This window comes from Chlorobium ferrooxidans DSM 13031, from assembly GCF_000168715.1.
In the GTDB taxonomy this organism is placed as follows: domain Bacteria; phylum Bacteroidota; class Chlorobiia; order Chlorobiales; family Chlorobiaceae; genus Chlorobium; species Chlorobium ferrooxidans.
Genome location: NZ_AASE01000015.1, coordinates 23712 through 41969, shown reverse-complemented (window position 1 = coordinate 41969; position 18258 = coordinate 23712). Strand labels below are relative to the sequence as shown.

Below are 18258 nucleotides of genomic sequence, written 5' to 3'. Positions count from 1 at the left end.
TTCGACCGGCATGTAGCTCGGTAACAGCACTCTTCCAATCTCTGACGGTCGTGTGAGAGGCGCGAGATGCCTGATGCAGCAAACATCGCAATGGCATCCGCCGTTACGTCTCAGAGAAATCCTCAGGCAAGTATACGCATAAACGGCTACGGAGCCGCAACTCCTCTCCAGGAGTACCGGACAGGGTTCAGGCTATGCATTGCATACCTTCATGCTGGAATTTTCAGGGTGGTTCCAAAGCCAAGTCGGTCGGCAATATTGGCTTCAGGATCGATAAACGGCCTGATAAGCGGCGAAGCACAGGTCATGAGCGTAGTAACCCCCGGCCCATGACCGGCTTCCATGCAGTCGCTGTGTACGACAATACCGATAGAGATTGCGCCCCTCCGGTATGCTCTTCCATAGCGATTATCATGATCCTGCAACGCAACAAAATCACCGAAACGGATTTTGTCAATACCATACTCCCTGACCGTTTCACCGTCACTCGTCATAATATCATAATCACCTTTTGCAACATGTGCGGATCCGATACCTGAACCCATGCAGACAGCAGGAATAACGGTGGTAACCGGAACTTCAAGCACACCACCGTCAAGTTCACGGATCTTCAGGGCCTGAAGCAGGTCGGGATCAAGATTGAACAGGGTAACAGCCGGATAATCCGTGAGCTTAAGGCCCTGACCTTTCCCCCGGATTATAATGGTATCGCTGTAAAGCAGCTTCTCCTTGACCTCACGCGTGAAATCGACAATCACATGCTCTGACCCTCCATGATGGCCGAGAACACGGCCTTCCGCCCCTTTGGCCTCACCGGTGACAACAGTGGCAACATTACCTGCACAGGAGTAAATCTGCACTCCTACGTTGGGATGTTCGAAAGGTTTCTGGGTATCGGCAGTACAGCTTACTCCCGGCTCTATATGATCCCCCTGCCATCCGAATGCAGGATCTCCCGCCTGAACATTCAGGGTAATGCCTCCGATTGAAGGAAGAATAAACGGCGTGCCGTGGTGGTCAACCTCCCAATTACCTCTGGTTCTCGGCTGCCCCGGCTGACACTGCAGTAAAAACTCCACTAAATGCGGTTCGTTTGTTTTAAGCATGAGTTCTTAATAATGGTTATAGGCACATACAGTTATGCATCAAGACCCGGTCGTACAAATGACCTTGCTGCAGGAAAAACAACCTCAACTGAACGGCGAAGCCGGTCAAGATGAACAAGAAGAGAGAGCGTACTATCCTCCTGTGAGGGTAATCCGGTATAAAGCAGACTCCATGCGGCAAGTGAGCGATCAATAGTAATAAGAGCAATTTTGGCCGTACCGTTGGCATCATTATCCGGTTCATTGATCCCGGAAGCGATATCGTTCATTCTGCCTTCAACAGCACGGACAATTTTAGGATAAATAAAATACTGATAGTGCCTTATAATCTCAACAGGTTCTCTGAAAGAGGGCTGATTAGGGTTCATGAGCAGAGACTCCTCCTCGAAAATATCATCAGCCGCAGCAAACCATTCATTGACCATACCGGCATAGAGAAGAGCTGCTGCAGAACAGGGATGTTCACGGGCATTACGATACTTACTGTCCGGCGGTTCGGAGAGCACGGTCTCTTTTTGCAGATCATCAACACCAAGACCCTGCTTTATGGCCATTTCCCGAATGTAACGCATAGCATTGACAAGAGCTTCACCCATCTCCTGCCAAAACCCGGCATTCAGTGCATCAAACTCGTGCAGAGCACTGCCGCTCTTCTGCTCCCCGGATTCAACCTGAAACTGAAGACAGCGAGCGGTAAATGCACAACGCTCACACCAGCGGTCACAATAACTAAAAATACCCGGAATCAGGTCAGCTTCACCGGCCATGGTCATACAGTTTAGTCATGCATACTATTACTGAGCGATCAAACAGAAGGTTCCGTCAGTTGGAAAGAGTGCCTGAAAGTAAAACAGGGGTTCAGGAAAATACAAAAAACCCGAAAGCCTCCAATCAAACGAGCGTTTGCAAAGCTCTTTATCGAGTCTTTTCAAACATTCATCCATCAAAACACCGTTACGGAGTAACGTGTATAGAGCAACGGATTTTACTGCCGGGTAAAGCGTATTAAAACCCCACTGGAAGCACAAATCGTCTCACAATATGTCTCATCAAACGGATCGTGGCACCAAAAACGAGACGTATCACCTCTGAATACCGTTATGGCCGGCTCGTTTTCGCCGGGTATATGTCTCAACTGCAAACAGGAGCATATTTATCCGCAAAACCATACAATATGAAGAGATATCGTCAATGAAAGAACGTTCATGCGAACCGGTTATGAACTGTTTTCAGCCATTTGGCACGGTAGTTGATGCATTATATACAGAATCAGAAACACAAAATTATCAACTACGACCAAACAGGATACGATCATGAAAAGCAACAAAACTCTTCGCACCCTTGCTCTCGGAGCCGCACTTCTCGGTCTCTCGGTTATGCCCTCAACAGCTATGGCAACACCGGTCTCCCAGTCAGGAACGACCACCACGACCGTGACGATGCCTGAGTACCTTGTTCTGCACTACTACAGCGCGGTTGCCCTGAACTTCTCGGCCACCTCGTCAAGCGCATCGCAGACCGGTTCACCGTTATCGGCAACATGGACAACCCTCGGTGATACCTCAACAACTCTTGCTGCATCGGCAACAGAGGTCGGCCCGACATCCGCCAACATCACGCTGAAGAATGCCTGGGCGATTGCCGGTCTGTCAAGCAGCGGAACCGCAACGGTATCGATTACCGGAACTGATTTCTCGGCAACGAGGGTCGGCTCGACCTCCAAGATCGGTGTAACCGGATACGGACTTGCTTCAACCAATGGTGTAAGCGGCGCGGTTACAGGAGCAACGGTTACAACACTGCTTCGCGGTGTTACCGGCCAGACCCAGACCGTTGGAGATGTCAAGATGACACTCAACTTCTCGAACACGACAGAGTCCGGTGCCCATGCAGGATCGTTCACGATTACCGCACAGACTATCTGATAGTTAAAACATCAAACCCGAAGTTTCCTCAAGGAAAAGCGGATGAAAAGCAAGGCTCAAAAAACGGGGCCTTGCTTTTTTTATGTATGAGGCTTGTAAGTAAAGAGTAAAATGTGGAAATTAAAAAATAAAAATTACATGAAATGCGACGTGATATGCCGTCTGATCTGAGGAGATGATGATGGCTTCTCGTTCCATGTGCTTTACTGATCGAGTTACAGTCATATTCGGTCACGAAATCAGCAACCCCAGGCCTTTACAGAGAGATATATGCAGCCTGAAAGAACTGAATTCATGGTTGAGCGAGATATTCTGATTTACAGGAAAAAGCCTTTTTCCTGTGGGCTTGATGCTGTTATACACCCTCCCTGTTACTTGCTTCAAAGGGATGGTTCGACTTTGCATTATTTAACAAAAGGCAAGAGATGGGCCTATAAGATCAGGGCGCCATAACAGGTCAGGCCAGACAATTTATTTGTGAGGTATCAATAACAGACAATCAAAAACCTAAAATCAGGAGCGAATATGTCACAGATTACTGCTATTCAGGCAAGTCTAAAAGGTACAGGCGTCATCTGTACAGGGTTGGAAAGAAAAAGTGCAAGAATCAGAAACGGAATTGGAAGCACAATAGCAGATGTTCTTGGATGGGATGTTATTGTCAGGGGTGAAGATGGAAGCTGCTATGGATATTATGCAGCACAGCCACCATTGATTGGATTGACCCAGCCTCAACCCGTTACTTGTCCGCTTGGCATAGTGCCTTTTGATGGATATAAAATAGATATTGATGAAGCTATAAAAATTTTTCATAGTCAGAACGGTGGAGATCAATTTACAGCAATAACCCTTTCCTGGCCGCTCACTTATCCGGAAGCACCGGAGCCCTACTGGCATTTCAGAACCAATCTGGGTGATACTGTGGTTATCGGTGCCAATTCGGGTCAGTGTTTAGGACATCCTTCATATCGTCTTCTTTATGGAACTCCGCCTGTTCCTCTTTACCAAGCTCCTTCAAAATAAACTGTTGTCAGACAGGCCGGGAAAAGGGTTTCCCGGCCTGTTTATTTTAATAAATAGAAATCATGATGAGTAGAAATAACTACACTCCGAAAAATTGCGTTTGGGAGTTGACCCTGCAATGCAATATGAACTGCATTCATTGCGGCTCCCGTGCAGGGCATAAACGTGAAAATGAATTATCGAATGAGGAGGCATTACGAGTGGTGGATGAGCTTATAGCCCTTTCTTGCGAGTATGTTACGTTTATAGGGGGAGAAATTTTTCTCTATAACGGTTGGGAGAAGATTGCCCGCAAACTGTCAGATGGCAGGGTAACGGTGAATTTGATCACCAATGGATTTCTCTTTGGAGACAAACAGGTAGAAGAGGTGCGATATGCCAATTTATCCAATGTGGCTCTTTCTATAGATGGTATGGAAGAAAATCATAACAGGATCAGAAATAAGAGCAATTCTTTTCATCGGGTAAGACAAACCATGGATCGCCTGAACAAAGAACATATCCCGATAGGAGTCAATACGACACTGCTGGATAGCAATTTTGATGATCTTGAAGAGCTGTATCATTTTCTGCTTGAGAATAATGTGCTGACATGGCAACTGCAACTTGCTAACCCGATGGGAAATTTAAGCCGCAGTAAAGAGCAGATGATTTCCATCGAAAACATCAGGAAGCTGACAGCGTTTATCAGAGAGAAGCGTGATGAAGACAGAATGCACGTTTATACCGGCGATAATATCGGCTATTACGGGGAAAACGAAAAATATATACGTGGTCTGCCGGGTAATATCAACTACTGGTCTGGATGTCAGGCTGGTTTATGCGTTGTTGGTATCGACAGTATCGGAAACGTAAAAGGATGCGAGTCTCTCTATGATGATATTTTTATAGAAGGGAATCTTCGTAAAGAAACACTCTCTGAAATCTGGTTTAACGAGAACAACTTTTCCTATAACCGGAAATTTGATCCTGCATTATTGGCAGGAAAATGCAAAAAGTGTGATATGGGAATATTCTGCAAGGCCGGTTGCCGAGGTGCCTGCTATTTTACCAAACAAGATTTTTTTGAAAATGCCTACTGTATCTATGAAATGAGTTCAAATCATCAAACCGGAATCGTTTGAGTGAACGACACCATTCTGAACAGTATCTACTGACAACATGTGTTGTTTCTGCTTTTCTTCTGTCAGTTTTTCTGTACCCCTTCATTTACAGCTTTTGATGTCTGATATTGCGGGCGATCTGTTCGACAATGAGCTTAAAGCGTGAGCCTTGTCTCTGGCGAAATCAGTGCCTTTATCCCTCAGGTTAATCGGGTAATCCGACGGTCAGTTGCCTCTCCTATTTCGGGCGCAGGGCTTCAACCGGATTCAGGTTTGCTGCTTTCCAGGCGGGGAAGAGTCCGAATGCCATGCCGATGGCGGAGCAGACGACCATGGAGACGGTTATCCAGAGGATGGGAAAAATGGGCGGGAGATTGAATTTAAGTGCTAAAATATTACCGGCCGAGACGCCGACAAGTACGCCGATCAACCCTCCGGCGATGGAGAGAAAGAGTGCTTCAAAGAGGAACTGGCGGAGAATCGTGGTTCGTGGAGCTCCGATCGATTTTCTGATTCCGATCTCCCGGGTTCTCTCGGTGACGCTGACAAGCATGATGTTCATGATGCCTACTCCGGCGGTCAGCAGTGCCATAAAGCTGATAATGAATGCCCCGGTACTGATAGCAATCTTGATATCGCGGAAGGAGTCGATGAGCGATTCGTTGGTTCTGATTTCAAAGTCGTTGACATCCTTTATGGTGAGCCCCCGGGCGAGCCGCATGGCGCCGATTGCCCGGTCGATGGTCTGCTGATACTCTTTGCGTGACAGCGCTTCAACCGTTATGCTGAGGCTGCTGTTTTCATTGATATGCTGAAGGAAGCGGGTTATGGGGATAAGCACAAAGTTATCCTGGCTCTGGCCGAACGCAGCCCCTTTTTTTACGAATACACCGGCAACGGTGTAAACTTCGCCGTTGACCTTGATAAATTTGTTCAGCGGGTTTTCTCCGGAAGGGAAGAGGGTTTCGGCAAGCTCGCTGCCGATGACGGCGCTGTTTCTTGCCGTACGGATATCATTTTCCGACAGGTTTCTTCCGGCTGCGATTGCGAAGCCGTTTGATGCAGCAAAGTTTTCATCACCGCCGGTCATGGCAACATCGGGGTTGGTGGTGCGGTTGGCATATTTTGCCAGATTGGCAGGTCTGACAATGATGAAGCCGATATTGCGGACTCTGCCTTCCATATATTTCCGGAAGAGGAGCGCCTGCTTGTAGGTGATCTCTTTGCGGTTGGCATAGAAGTTCCTGCTGTGTCCGCTGCCGAATACCATTGCGGGGTCTTTCTGTATCTGGAAGGTGTTGGCTCCGAGGCTGGTGAGGCCTGATTCAACGCTTTTATCAATGGCATCCAGGGCGGTCATGACGGCGATGATGGAGAAGACGCCTACGGCCACCCCCATGATGGTCAGCCATGAGCGGAGCTTGTTGACGGTCAGGGAGGTGATCGCCTGGATGACCGTTTCACGTAATAGCATCAGGGTCCCCCGGAAAATTTATTATCCCGATCTTGCGCTGAGCCCGCTCTCGGCCGTGTGCCGAGGTTTGCGGTTTGTTATTCATAACGAAGTGAGTCTGCCGGGTCGAGCTTTGAGGCTGTTACAGCCGGAGCGAGGCCCGAAACAATGCCGGTCAGTACCGAAACGGCAAGACTTGCCATGACAAGGTTCAGTGAGAACTCAACGGGAAAGTCAGGCATGATTTTTTCAATGGCAAACGTTAAGGAGAGGGAGGTGACAAGCCCGACAAATCCACCAATGAGACAGATCATCACCGATTCAATAAGAAACTGCAAAAGGATGGTCTGCCGTCTGGCTCCGAGTGCCTTGCGCAGTCCAATCTCCCTGGTGCGCTCCTTGACGCTGACGAAGGTGATGTTCATGATGCCGATGGCGCCGACAAAGAGCGACATGCCGGTGATGAAGATACCGGCAACAGCAATGCCGTTTTTAATAGGATCAAGCTGACTTTTGAAGGCCTTCTGCTCGTTGATCGAGAAGTCTGCCTCTTTTCCTGCCGGAATTCTCCGGATGCGTCGCATAAGCCCGAGCAGCTCCTCCTTAGCAGGTTCGACCCGGCTCTGCTCTTTTATTTTGACCCTGATGGTGATGAACATATTCTTTCCGTAGATCCGCTCAAAGGCGCCAAGCGGCATGATGATCTGGTTGTCAAAACTGAAGAGCCCGAGAAACTTCCCCTGTTTTCTGAATGTTCCGATAATACGGCACTTGCGGCTCTTGAGCTGGATCGATTTACCGAGTGCGGACTCATTGGGAAAGAGCCCGGTTGCGATATCATCTCCTACAACACAGACCATTTCACTTCCGGCGGACTCTGCAGGGGTAAAGAACCTGCCTGCCGAAAGCGCTCCGGATGCGGTTTGCAGGTAGTCATGGGTGGTGCCGAGGGAGAAGACCTGCTCAAGGTTCCGGTCCCGGTATTTTGCGGTTGCAATATAGGTTGACATCTGCGGCACGGCAATGGAGAGCTCGGAGCGCGGATCATCGGCGATGATCCTGTTGAGCTGGGCGGCATACTCTGTTTTCAGGTCGGGACGGTTGCGGTAGAGCCACCACTGGCCCATGGTGCTCCAAGAGGATTTCTGTACATAGATGACATCGTAACCGAGCATGGCCAGACTTTTTTCAAAACCGCGATCAATGCCGTTGATTGCCGTTCCCATCATGGTTATGGCGACAATGCCGATAATGACACCGAGCGCAGTCAGAAAGGAGCGGGTTTTATTTGCCCTGATTTGGAAGAGGGCCATTTTCAGGCTCTCTGCGGTTTCGTACCGGAACTGTTGGTAGTTCAGGTTCATTGGGGCTTGTCGCTCTCTATTTTTCCATCCCTCAGCCGGATGATGCGGCGCGTGTATCGGGCAATATCCTCCTCATGCGTTATGAGGATAATGGTGTTGCCTGCCTCGGAGAGTTCGCCGAAGATCTTCATGATCTCATGGCTGGTTGCGGTATCGAGGTTTCCAGTGGGCTCATCGGCCAGAATAATTGAGGGCTTGTTGATGAGCGCCCTCGCGATGGCGACCCGCTGAATCTGTCCGCCGGAGAGCTCTGCGGGTTTGTGCGTTATCCTATCGCCGAGGCCTACCCTCTGGAGCGCTTCTCTTGCTCGGGCCTCACGCTCTTCAGGAGAGACACCGGCATAGATGAGCGGCAGCTCGACATTGCGCAGGCAGTTGAGGCGGGGAAGGAGGTTGAAGGTCTGGAAGACGAAGCCAATTTCGCGGTTCCTGATACGGGCGAGTTCATCATCATCCATCTCGGCAACCTGCTGACCGTTGAGCTCATAGATGCCGGAGGTTGGAGTGTCCAGGCATCCGATGATATTCATGAGCGTTGATTTTCCGCTGCCGGATGGTCCCATGATTGCCGCGTAGTCATTCAGACCGAAGTCGAGATCGATCGAGTCAAGAGCTTTTACAACCTGGTCGCCCATTTCGTAGAATTTGCAGAGCGACTGCATGGAGATGATTGATGGTGTCGGCATTCCTGGCACTATTGCTGCTGCTTTTTGACAAGGCGGCCATCCGAGAGCTCTGTGGTAATGGCGGTGTAGCTGCCGGAAACCACCTCCTCTCCTTTTTTAAGCCCCCCGGTGACGATGATATGGGTGTTGTCCGTTGTACCGGTTTTGACCGGGCGGAACCAGGCTTTGCCACCATTGATAACAAAGACACCCTGCCGGCTCTCCGGAGCCCTGGTTTTAGAGATTATGGTGATGTCGCTTTTTTCAGGCTTTACCATTTGTGCAGCGGCACCGCTGCTTCTCATCGTTACGCTCTGGATGGGAACAACGAGCGCATCTTTTACCCGTTGAGCCTCAATATCCGCAGTAGCACTCATACCGGGTTTCAGGAGCCGGTCATGATTGAAGATCCGGATTTTCACCGAGAAATTGGTGACCTCCTCCTGGGTTCCGGCGGCTTTCGAGATGGCTGAATTGGATATTTCATGCACAATGCCCCTGAAGATACGATCCCCGTAGGCATCAACCGTAATTGATACGGGATTGCCCGCTTTGACATTCACGATATCGTTTTCATTGACTTCAACCTTGACCTGCATGCTGTCGAGGTTTGCCAGTCGCAGTACCTCCGTTCCTGGAAACTGACCCGTTCCGACCACCCGCTCACCGGGCTTGCTGTTCAGGGCGATAATGGATCCGCTGATCGGAGCCCGGACAATGCTCTTTTTAAGGCGGTCCTGGTTCTGGTCCAGAAGGCTTTTGTTCTGTGCTATGGTATAGAGCGACGACTGGTAGGTGGCCCGTGCGGCCTGTGCATTGGTTTTTGATGCAATGAAGTCGGACTCGGAGATCAGTCTTTCCCTGTAGAGCAGTGAAGCCTTGCGGAAATCATCTTCAGCCTTGAGTTTCCGGGACTGAGCTTCAAGGTTCTGTGAGCGGGCCGCATTAAGCTGTGCAAGGCTCTGTTCAACCTGGTTGATGTAGATGTCGGGCTGAATTTTGAAGAGCAGATCGCCCTGGCTCACACTTTGACCATCCTTGACGGGAAGTTCAATAATTTCACCCGAGACGTCGGGCGACATGGCAACAACAAGCTCAGGTTCTATTTTCCCGGTTGCCGTAACAAGATGGACAACCTCTTTGATAAAGGCTTTTTCGGTTGTTACCACTACCGGCTTTTCCCTGAGCCGGATCACGGCAAAGAGCACACCGCCGGCGATTAACAGTGCGGCACACCCTAACAGTATGTTTCTTTTGTTTAAAAGGGATTTCTGTTTAGTCATTGTTATGCTCTGCTGAATTCATGTTGGTTATTGCAGTGGTATGCCTGATCGGTAATCAAGCACACTTCTCTGCAGTGCAAGGTTGTAGGTGGCCTGGGAGAGGTTGGAGCGGGCACTGAAACGTGTTGCTCTTGCCGAGCTGAGTTCAATAAAGCCTGCCGCACCGAGTTCATGCTTTCTTTTTACCCCTTCATAAGCTGACTCGGCAGCGGCCATACTCACCTTTGCAGCTTCAATCTGAGCGAACGCCGAGTTGTATTCACTTGCGGCCTGCTGGAGATCAATAATGATATTGAATTTAAGATCTTCAGTGTCGAGCTCACGGTTCAGATAGTTGATTCTGGATGACTGAACGTTGTAGCTGGTCTGAAATCCGTCGAAGATCGCCCAGGAGAGGTTGAGCCCTATGCTGTAGCCGATTGTCTGCCGAAGCTGATCGGAAACAGTGGGAAATGTTGATTCATAGATTCTGCCGCCGATGTTCTGGCTGAGAGAGGCGGTTCCGGAGCTGCCTGTGGTGATATTCAAATCAAGCTTGGGATACCAGGCGGCTCTGGCGCTGGTGATCTGCCATTTTGCTGCTGATGTCTCAAGCCGGCTGCCTTTCAGGTCCATGCGCTCTTCAAGGGCAAGGTTGATCAGCTTGTTGATATCGGGTTTGCTTTCGGGCGGTTTTTTCAGTTCTTCGGGAAGCGGTTCAAGGATAAAAACGGTTTCGGGATCGATCTGCAGTCTGCGCAGCAGTTCAAGCCTGCTGTGCTGGAGGCGGGTTTGGGCTTTGATGACCGAAAGGTTGCTCTGTGCGGCCTCAGCCTGCTGCTGGTAGCGATCGATCATGGATTTCAGTCCAATCTGAAACTGCCTCTCGGTAAGGGTCAACTGGTCCAGAGTTGAAAGATGATTCTCCTTTGCGATTTCAAGCAGCTCACGGTCAAGCAGGAGCTGATAGTATGCCTGGGTTACATCAAATGCGACAGTCTGGATGGCACGCGACAGGGAGTACTCGGAAGCGCGCTTCCTCTGCAGTGCGGCCTGCAGTGAAGCATAGTCCCTGAAGCCGTTGAAGAGGTTGAGAGAGGTCGAGAGCGTCATGCTGACGGTTTCACTCTCTGTCCTGATTTTCGATATAGGCTCTCCGGGGAAAATTTGCGAATAGGACTGGTTGAGTGAATAGGGAGTGTAGTTGGCTGAAAGGGAGAGTTTCGGCAGAAAACTGCCGTAACTTCTCAGCACATCGGCACTCTGGAGCTTTACGTTATTTGATGCTTTAAGGGTTGATGTCGCATTTTTCAATGCTATCTCAATGCATTTGGAGAGTGACAACTTTTTTTCAACGACTTCAGCGCCCGTTGCGGTTACGGGAAGAGCTGAAAAAAACAGTGCAAAAGAGAGATATAACAGGAGTCTGGAAATCAAGTGACTTGGCGATGACCCGATTGTGTGTCTGGAGCAAGGAATCTTCATAATGTGTAAATGATAGAGTTCTATACCCGTAAGGCCGCGTTAATAGTTCCATGCAGACGGGTTTGGTCGAGTCTCTTCAGAGCCGTTCAAGCAGCGAATCGATCTCCTGCTGATAGTGCTCAGCGTTCTGCGGCTTGAGCAGGATGAGCATGGTATAGATCCGGATTGCTTTTTTGTAGGCTCCCTGGGCAGTGAAAAGGGTTGCAAGTGTCTCTGTCGGAACGGCAATGGCCATATCGTCTGAAAAAGGTTGTTTCTGCTCCAGAAGCGGAGTCGGGTCGGCGTTCTCGGTGGTTTTTACCGGCTCGAACTCCATGAGGGCGGCGGTGAGTTTTTCAAGCTCATCGGTGACGGGGTCAAACATGGTTTCCGGAGTGCCTGGATCCTGTGCAGCAATGATAGCCTGAAGCTCCACAAGCTCCTGCCATGCCACCTGATTTGCCGGGGCAATGGTGCAGCATTTTCTGAGATACTCACCGGCAAGCGCGTAATTTTCGAGGCCTCTCTGTGCTTTGGCGTAGAGCAGGCAGAAGAGATAGGAGTCCGGAAAGTGATCGATATACGGCTGGAGTTTTTCAATACCCGACTCGCATCTTCCCCGTGAAATGTCCAGTGAGACCTCTGCAAAAAAAAGGTGCGGATCGCTCATCATGGCATGCTCATTTGCAGGAGCGCTGTCGTAATCGGAAAAGGTCATGAGCGTTTTTCACTGCCTGGGTTGCAGGGGGTGCTCCCGTTCATAGCCAGTTCCAGCAGCCGAGTGGCAAGTTCGGGGAACGGGATTCCACTGGCCTCCATCAACTTCGGGTACATGCTGATATCGGTGAAGCCCGGAATGGTATTGACCTCGTTAAGTATGATGCTTTTGCTCTCTTCATCAACAAAAAAATCGATTCGCGACATGCCCCGGCATCCGAGAGCCTTGAATGCCCTGAGAGCAAGCTCTCTGACTTTTTCCTGGAGCACGGAGGGAATGCGGGCAGGAATGAAGGTTTTTGCGCTGTTGTGAATATACTTGTCCTCATAGTCATAGAAGTCGCTGCCGGGCTCGATCTCTCCGCATACCGATACCTCCGGTTGCGCATTGCCGAGAACAGCCACTTCAATCTCTCTGCCTTTTATGGCCTTTTCGACCAGTATTTTTGTGTCGAGCGTGCATGCGGTTTTCAGGGCGAGAGGGAGCTCTGCCGGATTATGCACTTTTGAAATACCGACAGAGGAGCCGAGGTTTGCCGGTTTGATGAAGAGGGGGTACTCAAACTCTCTGTCTATACGGGTATGAAACGAATCCGGGTCGGCAAGGTAATCACTGCTTAAAAGCGTTATTCCGGGCGCGACAGCTATGCCTGCATCGGCTACGCACAGTTTTGTAAGGGCTTTGTCCATCGTCACAGCCGAGGCCAGAACCCCGCATCCGGTATAGGGAATGGCGCAGGTGTCGAGGAATCCCTGGATCCGTCCGTCCTCACCATAGGAACCATGGAGCACCAGAAAAGCTACATCGATTCCGGTAGCGGTGAAGTTGCGGTCGAAAGGATGCTGCCCGGACTCCTTTGTCATGCGACGGAGGGTTTTGCCGGCGGCGTCAAGTGAAGAGCTTCTCAGCAGCGTTGCAAGGTCAAAGTTCAGAATATCACGGGCAATGCCATCCAGCAGCCACTCTCCGTCATGCGTGATATAGATCGGGATAACCCGGTAGCGGTCAGTATTGATGTTTGCAGCAATTGATTTTGCTGATATAATCGAGATTTCGTGTTCAGCAGATCTTCCACCAAAAATGATTGCGACGGTTACAGGTGCCATGTGGAGCTATAAGGGTTTAGTGATAACGTGATTGATGTTCTACAGCGATACAGCGGTTTTCAATAACAAGCAGACCTGCTTCGCGTGCTTTCCCGGCGGCCTCCATGTTACTGATACCTGACTGCATCCAGATAACCTTTGCTCCGATTGAGATCGCTTCATCAACTATTGGCGGAACATCCTCCGCTTTACGGAAAATATTGACAATCTCAATTTTCCCCCGGATCTCCGGCGGCATCAGCGAGAGAGAGGGGTAGCAGCGCAACCCAAGAACCTCTTTGACGGTGGGATTGACAGGATAGATGGTATATCCATGCTCCATCATATATCTTGCAACCTGGTAACTCGGCCGATCGGGTTTCGCAGATATTCCCGCAACAGCAATGTGGCGAAATGATGTGAGGATGCGCTCTATAATCGTTCTCTGCATGGATCAGACGGAGACATTGGATATTGTGTAACAATGATTACTGAAACAAAATACCTGTCTGGCTTGATACAAACAATCTACAGTTAAAAAATAATAGGAAAATAAGGATGGCTTCGGCTTCTGTGCGCTGTATGAGGGTGGTGACGGAGAGATTACAGCTAAAGGAAACGAACTGAAAAATTGATTCGTTACCTTTGATTGAACGGGTTGATAAAACAGAGTTGCTTTTTCAGGGAATTCTCATCGGAGGGCTCTTGTCATGTTTTCATTCCGCATTACGGCAATTACCGGATGGTGCACTCTCTGCTGCCTGCTTCTGCTGAGCGGCTGCAGCAGTGTCTATGTCTCTTCAGACTTTGATCCATCCATAGACCGGTCACGATATGTTACCTATAACTGGTCCTCCGGGGAGGATGTTGTCAATGCGGACAAGGTTTCCCTGGAGATCTCTCCCTTTGTTTACAATCGTACCCGCCGCTCGGTAGATCGCGAACTGGCAGCCAGGGGGTATCTGCTTCAAAAAAAGGTCAGGTTGATTTTCTGGTCAAAATTCAGCTGCAGAAAGCCGTTGTGAGCTCAATGTATCTTGAGCCGTATTATACCCCGCGCTATCTTTCAGGGCTTATCGTAACGGGAGTCGCTATTTTGCCGAGCCGTTCTGGCCACCCTATGGTTCAGCCGCCTGGGTTCGTTACCATGAAGAGGGATATCTTGTGATTGATATCATTGACGCGCTCTCCGGTGCTCCTGCCTGGAGGGGTTCATCCTGGGGTGTAATCAGGGATCGTCAGGATTCAGAGCTCATGCAGCAGGATATCGACCGGATGGTCTCACCTATTCTTGAAAAGTTTTCTCCCCTGAAAAAAAAGAGGTGAATGCCTTTTGAGCCGTGGTGGCGCAAGCAACACGGTTTACTCGCAAGGAAATAGTTGCGGCTGCGCGCTCTTTTTTGTTGCCATATCCTTTTCAGCTATCTTGAGCAGTTGAATATGGCGCTTGCGATGAATCCCGTGAACTGTTTTACAGCTTGTGAATCCTCTTTTTTCAAAGGTTTATTGTGTTGATACCGGTTTTCATACCGGCGAAGAGAACATGGCGTTCGACCGGATGATGATGGCGGCATTTCTTGATGGACGGTTTCAGGCGCGTTTCGGATACGGGAGTTGTCTCTGGCGTTTCTATGCATGGAGACCATTTGCCATTACACTGGGCTACAATCAGCGAGAGTCGGATATTGATATGAGAGCCGCTGCGGCGGCGGGTATTGATGTTGTCCGGAGGCCGACCGGCGGCAGAGCGGTTTTTCATGCTGAAGAGTTTACCTACAGTTTCATTACTGATTCATTGGCAGAGAACAGCACCCACTACCGGATGGTCCATGAGGTGATCATGCTTGCTCTTGAAGCGCTCGGCATCAGGGCGGAGTTCTGCCGTTCCACCCTTTCCGGGCCGGATCAGGTGCCCGGCAGCGGGTCGGTCAGCTGTTTTACGGCTTCTGCCCGCTATGAACTGCAGGTAGATGGTCGTAAACTTGTCGGGTCGGCTCAGCGCAGAACAGGGGATATTCTGCTGCAGCATGGCTCGCTTCCTCTTTCCGTCACGCACAGGGAGCTTTGGCGTTATATTGCCTCACCGGCTGGGGATGCTCGCGAGCGTGTCAGCAACGAGATGGAGCAAAAAAGCACCACGCTTGAAGAGATTCTCGGCTACATTCCGCCATATCAGCGCATTGCAGAATTGATGCTGCAATCGGCAGGAGTAGAGCACCGTCTGGAGCCGGTAGTGCTTCAGCCCGACGAATTATCGGATTTTCTTGAAGGTTATGATTATACACAATCCATTAAGCAGCAAGCATCATGAACAGACGCGTTCAGCATAAAGCAGCTCATGTAACGACCAGAAGACTGCTTGATATGAAGCAGGGGAAAGAGAAAATATCAGTTCTGACAGCCTATGACTATACCATGGCCAGAATTCTTGATCGTGCAGGAGTTGATGTTATTCTTGTGGGGGATTCTGCAAGCAATGTTTTTGCCGGGCACAGTACGACCCTGCCTATTACCATCGAGGAGATGATCTATCATGCAAAAGCGGTGGTCAAGGGGGTTCAGGATGAGAGCAACAGGGCAATGGTGGTGGTGGATATGCCGTTCATGAGCTACCAGATTTCAGGAGATGAGGCCCTGCGCAATGCCGGAAAGATTATGAAGGAGCATGAGTGCGATGCGCTGAAGCTTGAGGGAGGCATGATCATTGCCGATACGGTGAAACGAATCACTGATGTCGGTATTCCTGTCATGGGTCATCTCGGGCTCATGCCGCAGTCGATCTACAAATACGGAAGCTACAAGGTGAGGGCAGAGGAGGAGAGGGAGGCTGACCAGCTTCTTGAAGATGCACGCGCTCTTGAGGAGTCGGGTGCCTTTGCGGTTGTGCTTGAAAAAATCCCATCGGCGCTGGCCGCTGAAGTTACCCGTTCACTGACCATTCCGACTATCGGAATCGGTGCAGGTGTAGAGTGTGATGGTCAGGTGCTTGTCATCAATGATATTCTTGGTCTCAACAGGGAGTTTCATCCACGATTCGTCAGGCAGTATGCCGACTTGAATACGGTGATTGAAGATGCGGTCAAGTCCTATGTTCATGATGTCCGAGAGCGATCTTTTCCTTCAGCGGATGAAAGCTATTGAACGGGAGTGCCCGGCAACTCTTTTCTGTTTAAAAGCTTGATGAACGATTGTACTTTTCATATCAACACCCATTCCAAGGCGTATTGCTGGTTTTGGGTAATTTTTTCCCGGATGCTGGATATTTCTCTTTATGGCTGATGCTGGCAAGAAAAAGGTTCAAAAACGCTATCCTCCTTTTCTGAAAAACAGCTCAAAGTGACCTGGTTACAACTTGTTTCCTGTTTGTTTCGCGTTCGTTTGTCCATCGGTTTTTACCTTCATGAACATGGTCAGCGGCTACATCTCGATTGTCATGTCGGGTGAGTGGAGTTTTGTTGCCGCCTGCTGGTTTATCATTCTGGCCGCTTTTTTTGATACGATAGACGGTCTGGTTGCAAGAGTTACCAAAGGGACTTCCGATTTCGGTTTTGAGCTTGATTCGCTTTCAGATCTTGTCTCTTTCGGTGCGGCTCCGGCCTATCTGGTTTACAAGTTCGGTCTTGAGGGATTGCCGGGCATGACCGGAATTTTTGTCAGCTCCCTGCTTATGATCGGCAGCGGGCTTCGACTTGCCCGCTTCAACATCAGCATGATTGATTACAAGAAGGAGTCCTTTTCCGGTCTTCCGACTCCTGCCCAGGCTTTGACCATAACCGGATTTGTGCTCTGGATGACCGGGGATCCGCTCTTTCCCCTCAATATGATGCAGAGTGTTCTGGCATGGCTCTCCACCGCTCTTGCCCTGCTCATGGTCAGCAAGGTCAACTATGATGCACTGCCCAAGCCGACGGTGGATTCCTTCCGCCGTAAACCTGTACAGATGTCGCTCTACATTGTGGCAATGTTTTGTGTTCTTGTCTTTCACTCGAAAGCTTTTTTTCTTGCCATGTTGTTGTATATTCTGCTCGGTATTGTACGGTCAATTTCACTGCTGTATCGTCAATGGCAGACCTGATTTATTTTCATCAACCATCCGCGTGATAATGCCCTATACTGCAAAAATTAAGGTGACCCTGCGCCAGTCCATACTTGATGTTCAGGGCAAGGCTGTCGAGCATGCTTTGAAAAATCTCGGATACCAGAGTGTTGAGTCGGCAAGAATCGGCAAATATATCGAGGTAACTATCAATGAACAGGATCCGGTTCAGGCTGAACGCATCGGCAACGAGATCTGTCAGAAACTCTTATCGAATCCGGTAATGGAGAATTACTCTCTGGAGCTGGAAAAAGTAAATTAATTACCACTCTCAACCATGGCTGATGTAACTGTAGGGGTCGTTGTATTTCCGGGTTCAAACTGTGATCATGATACCGAGCATGCTGTTGCCTCCTTTGACGGTGTGCGGCCGCTCATGCTCTGGCATAATGAACATGATCTGCAGGGTGTGAAGGCGATTATTCTGCCCGGCGGCTTTTCCTATGGCGACTATCTCCGAGCCGGATCAATTGCCCGTTTCTCTCCCATCATGCAGGAGGTTATAGAGTTTGCCCGCAAGGGGTTCCCTGTGCTCGGCATCTGCAATGGATTTCAGGTGCTGCTTGAGAGCAAGCTTCTCGAAGGTGCGCTGTCGCGCAACCGCGACAAGAAGTTTCTCTGCACACAGACCACCATCAAGGCGGTGAACTGCTCGACCATCTTTACTTCGCTCTACAGCGAGGGTCAGGTTCTGAGAATTCCTATTGCGCATGGAGAGGGAAACTATTTTGCGCCGGCCGAAGTCATTGAAAGCCTTGAAGAGCATGAGCAGATTGTGTTCAGATACTGCGATGCCGAAGGCAACGTGAGTGACGGGAGCAATCCGAACGGTTCGGTGAAAAATATTGCCGGTATCATCAACCGTCAGGGCAACGTACTCGGTCTGATGCCGCATCCCGAGAGAGCCAGTGAGAAGCTGCTCGGCTCGGATGACGGACGCTCACTCCTTGAATCACTCTTTCACCATATTGCCGGAGTCTGAAGGGTTCACTCC

General features: G+C 49.8%; 19 protein-coding genes and 1 pseudogene. 10 read left to right on the top strand and 10 right to left on the bottom strand.

The genetic code is table 11. The annotated features are described in order from the left end of the window. Window positions 1-209 precede the first annotated feature (209 nt). The gene (locus CFERDRAFT_RS08030) at window positions 210-1106 is read right to left on the bottom strand and encodes a DUF4438 domain-containing protein (protein ID WP_006366717.1); all 897 of its coding nucleotides are present in this window, start codon (window positions 1104-1106) and stop codon (window positions 210-212) included. A gap of 32 nt (window positions 1107-1138) precedes the next feature. Beyond that, on the bottom strand, window positions 1139-1873 hold the full coding sequence (locus CFERDRAFT_RS08025; RefSeq protein WP_156778037.1) for a hypothetical protein: 735 nt from the start codon (window positions 1871-1873) through the stop codon (window positions 1139-1141). A gap of 546 nt (window positions 1874-2419) precedes the next feature. On the opposite strand from CFERDRAFT_RS08025, the gene CFERDRAFT_RS08020 reads away from it, so the two are divergent. The 3 genes from CFERDRAFT_RS08020 (at window position 2420) to CFERDRAFT_RS08010 (ending at window position 5178) form a co-directional block, all read left to right on the top strand. Beyond that, window positions 2420-3031 carry a hypothetical protein gene (locus CFERDRAFT_RS08020; protein WP_006366715.1) on the top strand — a complete coding sequence of 204 codons (612 nt, stop codon included), beginning with the start codon at window positions 2420-2422 and terminating at the stop codon, window positions 3029-3031. A gap of 525 nt (window positions 3032-3556) precedes the next feature. Then, a complete protein-coding gene (locus CFERDRAFT_RS08015) occupies window positions 3557-4054 on the top strand; it encodes a hypothetical protein (protein WP_006366733.1) in 498 nt (165 codons plus the stop codon). 62 nt (window positions 4055-4116) lie between these two features. Further along, the gene (locus CFERDRAFT_RS08010) at window positions 4117-5178 is read left to right on the top strand and encodes a radical SAM/SPASM domain-containing protein (RefSeq protein ID WP_006366714.1); all 1062 of its coding nucleotides are present in this window, start codon (window positions 4117-4119) and stop codon (window positions 5176-5178) included. 217 nt (window positions 5179-5395) lie between these two features. Here the strand turns inward: CFERDRAFT_RS08010 and CFERDRAFT_RS08005 are convergent, their stop codons facing one another. The 8 genes from CFERDRAFT_RS08005 to CFERDRAFT_RS07970 form a co-directional block, all read right to left on the bottom strand. After that, a complete protein-coding gene (locus CFERDRAFT_RS08005) occupies window positions 5396-6631 on the bottom strand; it encodes an ABC transporter permease (RefSeq protein WP_006366713.1) in 1236 nt (411 codons plus the stop codon). 77 nt (window positions 6632-6708) lie between these two features. Continuing rightward, the gene (locus CFERDRAFT_RS08000; RefSeq protein WP_006366712.1) at window positions 6709-7974 is read right to left on the bottom strand and encodes an ABC transporter permease; all 1266 of its coding nucleotides are present in this window, start codon (window positions 7972-7974) and stop codon (window positions 6709-6711) included. After that, entirely contained in the window at window positions 7971-8660 is a 690-nt protein-coding gene (locus CFERDRAFT_RS07995; RefSeq protein ID WP_040433512.1) for an ABC transporter ATP-binding protein, read from the bottom strand. The genes CFERDRAFT_RS08000 and CFERDRAFT_RS07995 overlap by 4 nt, the downstream gene beginning before the upstream one ends. Window positions 8661-8668: 8 nt before the next feature. Further along, window positions 8669-9922: an efflux RND transporter periplasmic adaptor subunit gene (locus tag CFERDRAFT_RS07990; RefSeq protein ID WP_006366710.1), complete on the bottom strand. Its 1254-nt coding sequence runs from the start codon at window positions 9920-9922 to the stop codon at window positions 8669-8671. 27 nt (window positions 9923-9949) lie between these two features. Then, window positions 9950-11386 carry a TolC family protein gene (locus tag CFERDRAFT_RS07985; protein ID WP_006366709.1) on the bottom strand — a complete coding sequence of 479 codons (1437 nt, stop codon included), beginning with the start codon at window positions 11384-11386 and terminating at the stop codon, window positions 9950-9952. A gap of 76 nt (window positions 11387-11462) precedes the next feature. Further along, window positions 11463-12083, bottom strand: a complete 621-nt coding sequence (locus CFERDRAFT_RS07980; RefSeq protein ID WP_006366707.1) for a hypothetical protein — start codon at window positions 12081-12083, stop codon at window positions 11463-11465. Continuing rightward, window positions 12080-13189 (bottom strand): D-alanine--D-alanine ligase family protein, encoded by a 1110-nt coding sequence (locus CFERDRAFT_RS07975; protein WP_006366706.1) that lies wholly within the window; start codon window positions 13187-13189, stop codon window positions 12080-12082. Before CFERDRAFT_RS07975 ends, CFERDRAFT_RS07980 begins: the two co-directional genes overlap by 4 nt. Window positions 13190-13205: 16 nt before the next feature. Then, complete coding sequence (locus CFERDRAFT_RS07970; protein WP_006366705.1) at window positions 13206-13619, bottom strand: CoA-binding protein; 414 nt, start codon at window positions 13617-13619, stop codon at window positions 13206-13208. 259 nt (window positions 13620-13878) lie between these two features. On the opposite strand from CFERDRAFT_RS07970, the gene CFERDRAFT_RS07965 reads away from it, so the two are divergent. The 7 genes and pseudogenes from CFERDRAFT_RS07965 (at window position 13879) to purQ (ending at window position 18246) form a co-directional block, all read left to right on the top strand. Beyond that, complete coding sequence (locus tag CFERDRAFT_RS07965) at window positions 13879-14193, top strand: DUF4136 domain-containing protein (protein WP_006366704.1); 315 nt, start codon at window positions 13879-13881, stop codon at window positions 14191-14193. A gap of 64 nt (window positions 14194-14257) precedes the next feature. Next, window positions 14258-14494 (top strand): annotated as a pseudogene (locus tag CFERDRAFT_RS12385) (DUF4136 domain-containing protein); the annotation flags it as partial. Between the two features lie 154 nt (window positions 14495-14648). Then, window positions 14649-15479, top strand: a complete 831-nt coding sequence (locus CFERDRAFT_RS07955; RefSeq protein WP_006366702.1) for a lipoate--protein ligase family protein — start codon at window positions 14649-14651, stop codon at window positions 15477-15479. Continuing rightward, entirely contained in the window at window positions 15476-16309 is an 834-nt protein-coding gene (gene panB, locus CFERDRAFT_RS07950; RefSeq protein WP_006366701.1) for a 3-methyl-2-oxobutanoate hydroxymethyltransferase, read from the top strand. The genes CFERDRAFT_RS07955 and panB overlap by 4 nt, the downstream gene beginning before the upstream one ends. Before the next feature lie 211 nt (window positions 16310-16520). Continuing rightward, entirely contained in the window at window positions 16521-17243 is a 723-nt protein-coding gene (gene pssA, locus CFERDRAFT_RS07945) for a CDP-diacylglycerol--serine O-phosphatidyltransferase (RefSeq protein ID WP_006366700.1), read from the top strand. Between the two features lie 28 nt (window positions 17244-17271). Next, complete coding sequence (gene purS, locus CFERDRAFT_RS07940) at window positions 17272-17526, top strand: phosphoribosylformylglycinamidine synthase subunit PurS (protein WP_040433508.1); 255 nt, start codon at window positions 17272-17274, stop codon at window positions 17524-17526. A gap of 15 nt (window positions 17527-17541) precedes the next feature. Continuing rightward, entirely contained in the window at window positions 17542-18246 is a 705-nt protein-coding gene (gene purQ, locus CFERDRAFT_RS07935) for a phosphoribosylformylglycinamidine synthase subunit PurQ (protein ID WP_006366699.1), read from the top strand. The last annotated feature ends 12 nt before the right edge of the window (window positions 18247-18258 follow it).

Coding starts and splice junctions, on each gene's coding strand:
- purQ (WP_006366699.1), top strand. CDS start 17,542: ATGGCTGATGTAACTGTAGGGGTCGTTGTATTTCCGGGTTCAAACTGT.
- CFERDRAFT_RS08005 (WP_006366713.1), bottom strand. CDS start 6,631: ATGCTATTACGTGAAACGGTCATCCAGGCGATCACCTCCCTGACCGTC.
- CFERDRAFT_RS08020 (WP_006366715.1), top strand. CDS start 2,420: ATGAAAAGCAACAAAACTCTTCGCACCCTTGCTCTCGGAGCCGCACTT.
- CFERDRAFT_RS08030 (WP_006366717.1), bottom strand. CDS start 1,106: ATGCTTAAAACAAACGAACCGCATTTAGTGGAGTTTTTACTGCAGTGT.
- CFERDRAFT_RS07995 (WP_040433512.1), bottom strand. CDS start 8,660: ATGCCGACACCATCAATCATCTCCATGCAGTCGCTCTGCAAATTCTAC.
- CFERDRAFT_RS08015 (WP_006366733.1), top strand. CDS start 3,557: ATGTCACAGATTACTGCTATTCAGGCAAGTCTAAAAGGTACAGGCGTC.
- CFERDRAFT_RS07965 (WP_006366704.1), top strand. CDS start 13,879: ATGTTTTCATTCCGCATTACGGCAATTACCGGATGGTGCACTCTCTGC.
- panB (WP_006366701.1), top strand. CDS start 15,476: ATGAACAGACGCGTTCAGCATAAAGCAGCTCATGTAACGACCAGAAGA.
- CFERDRAFT_RS07980 (WP_006366707.1), bottom strand. CDS start 12,083: ATGACCTTTTCCGATTACGACAGCGCTCCTGCAAATGAGCATGCCATG.
- CFERDRAFT_RS07970 (WP_006366705.1), bottom strand. CDS start 13,619: ATGCAGAGAACGATTATAGAGCGCATCCTCACATCATTTCGCCACATT.
- CFERDRAFT_RS08025 (WP_156778037.1), bottom strand. CDS start 1,873: ATGGCCGGTGAAGCTGACCTGATTCCGGGTATTTTTAGTTATTGTGAC.
- CFERDRAFT_RS07985 (WP_006366709.1), bottom strand. CDS start 11,386: ATGAAGATTCCTTGCTCCAGACACACAATCGGGTCATCGCCAAGTCAC.
- CFERDRAFT_RS08000 (WP_006366712.1), bottom strand. CDS start 7,974: ATGAACCTGAACTACCAACAGTTCCGGTACGAAACCGCAGAGAGCCTG.
- CFERDRAFT_RS08010 (WP_006366714.1), top strand. CDS start 4,117: ATGATGAGTAGAAATAACTACACTCCGAAAAATTGCGTTTGGGAGTTG.
- CFERDRAFT_RS07975 (WP_006366706.1), bottom strand. CDS start 13,189: ATGGCACCTGTAACCGTCGCAATCATTTTTGGTGGAAGATCTGCTGAA.
- CFERDRAFT_RS07990 (WP_006366710.1), bottom strand. CDS start 9,922: ATGACTAAACAGAAATCCCTTTTAAACAAAAGAAACATACTGTTAGGG.
- purS (WP_040433508.1), top strand. CDS start 17,272: ATGCCCTATACTGCAAAAATTAAGGTGACCCTGCGCCAGTCCATACTT.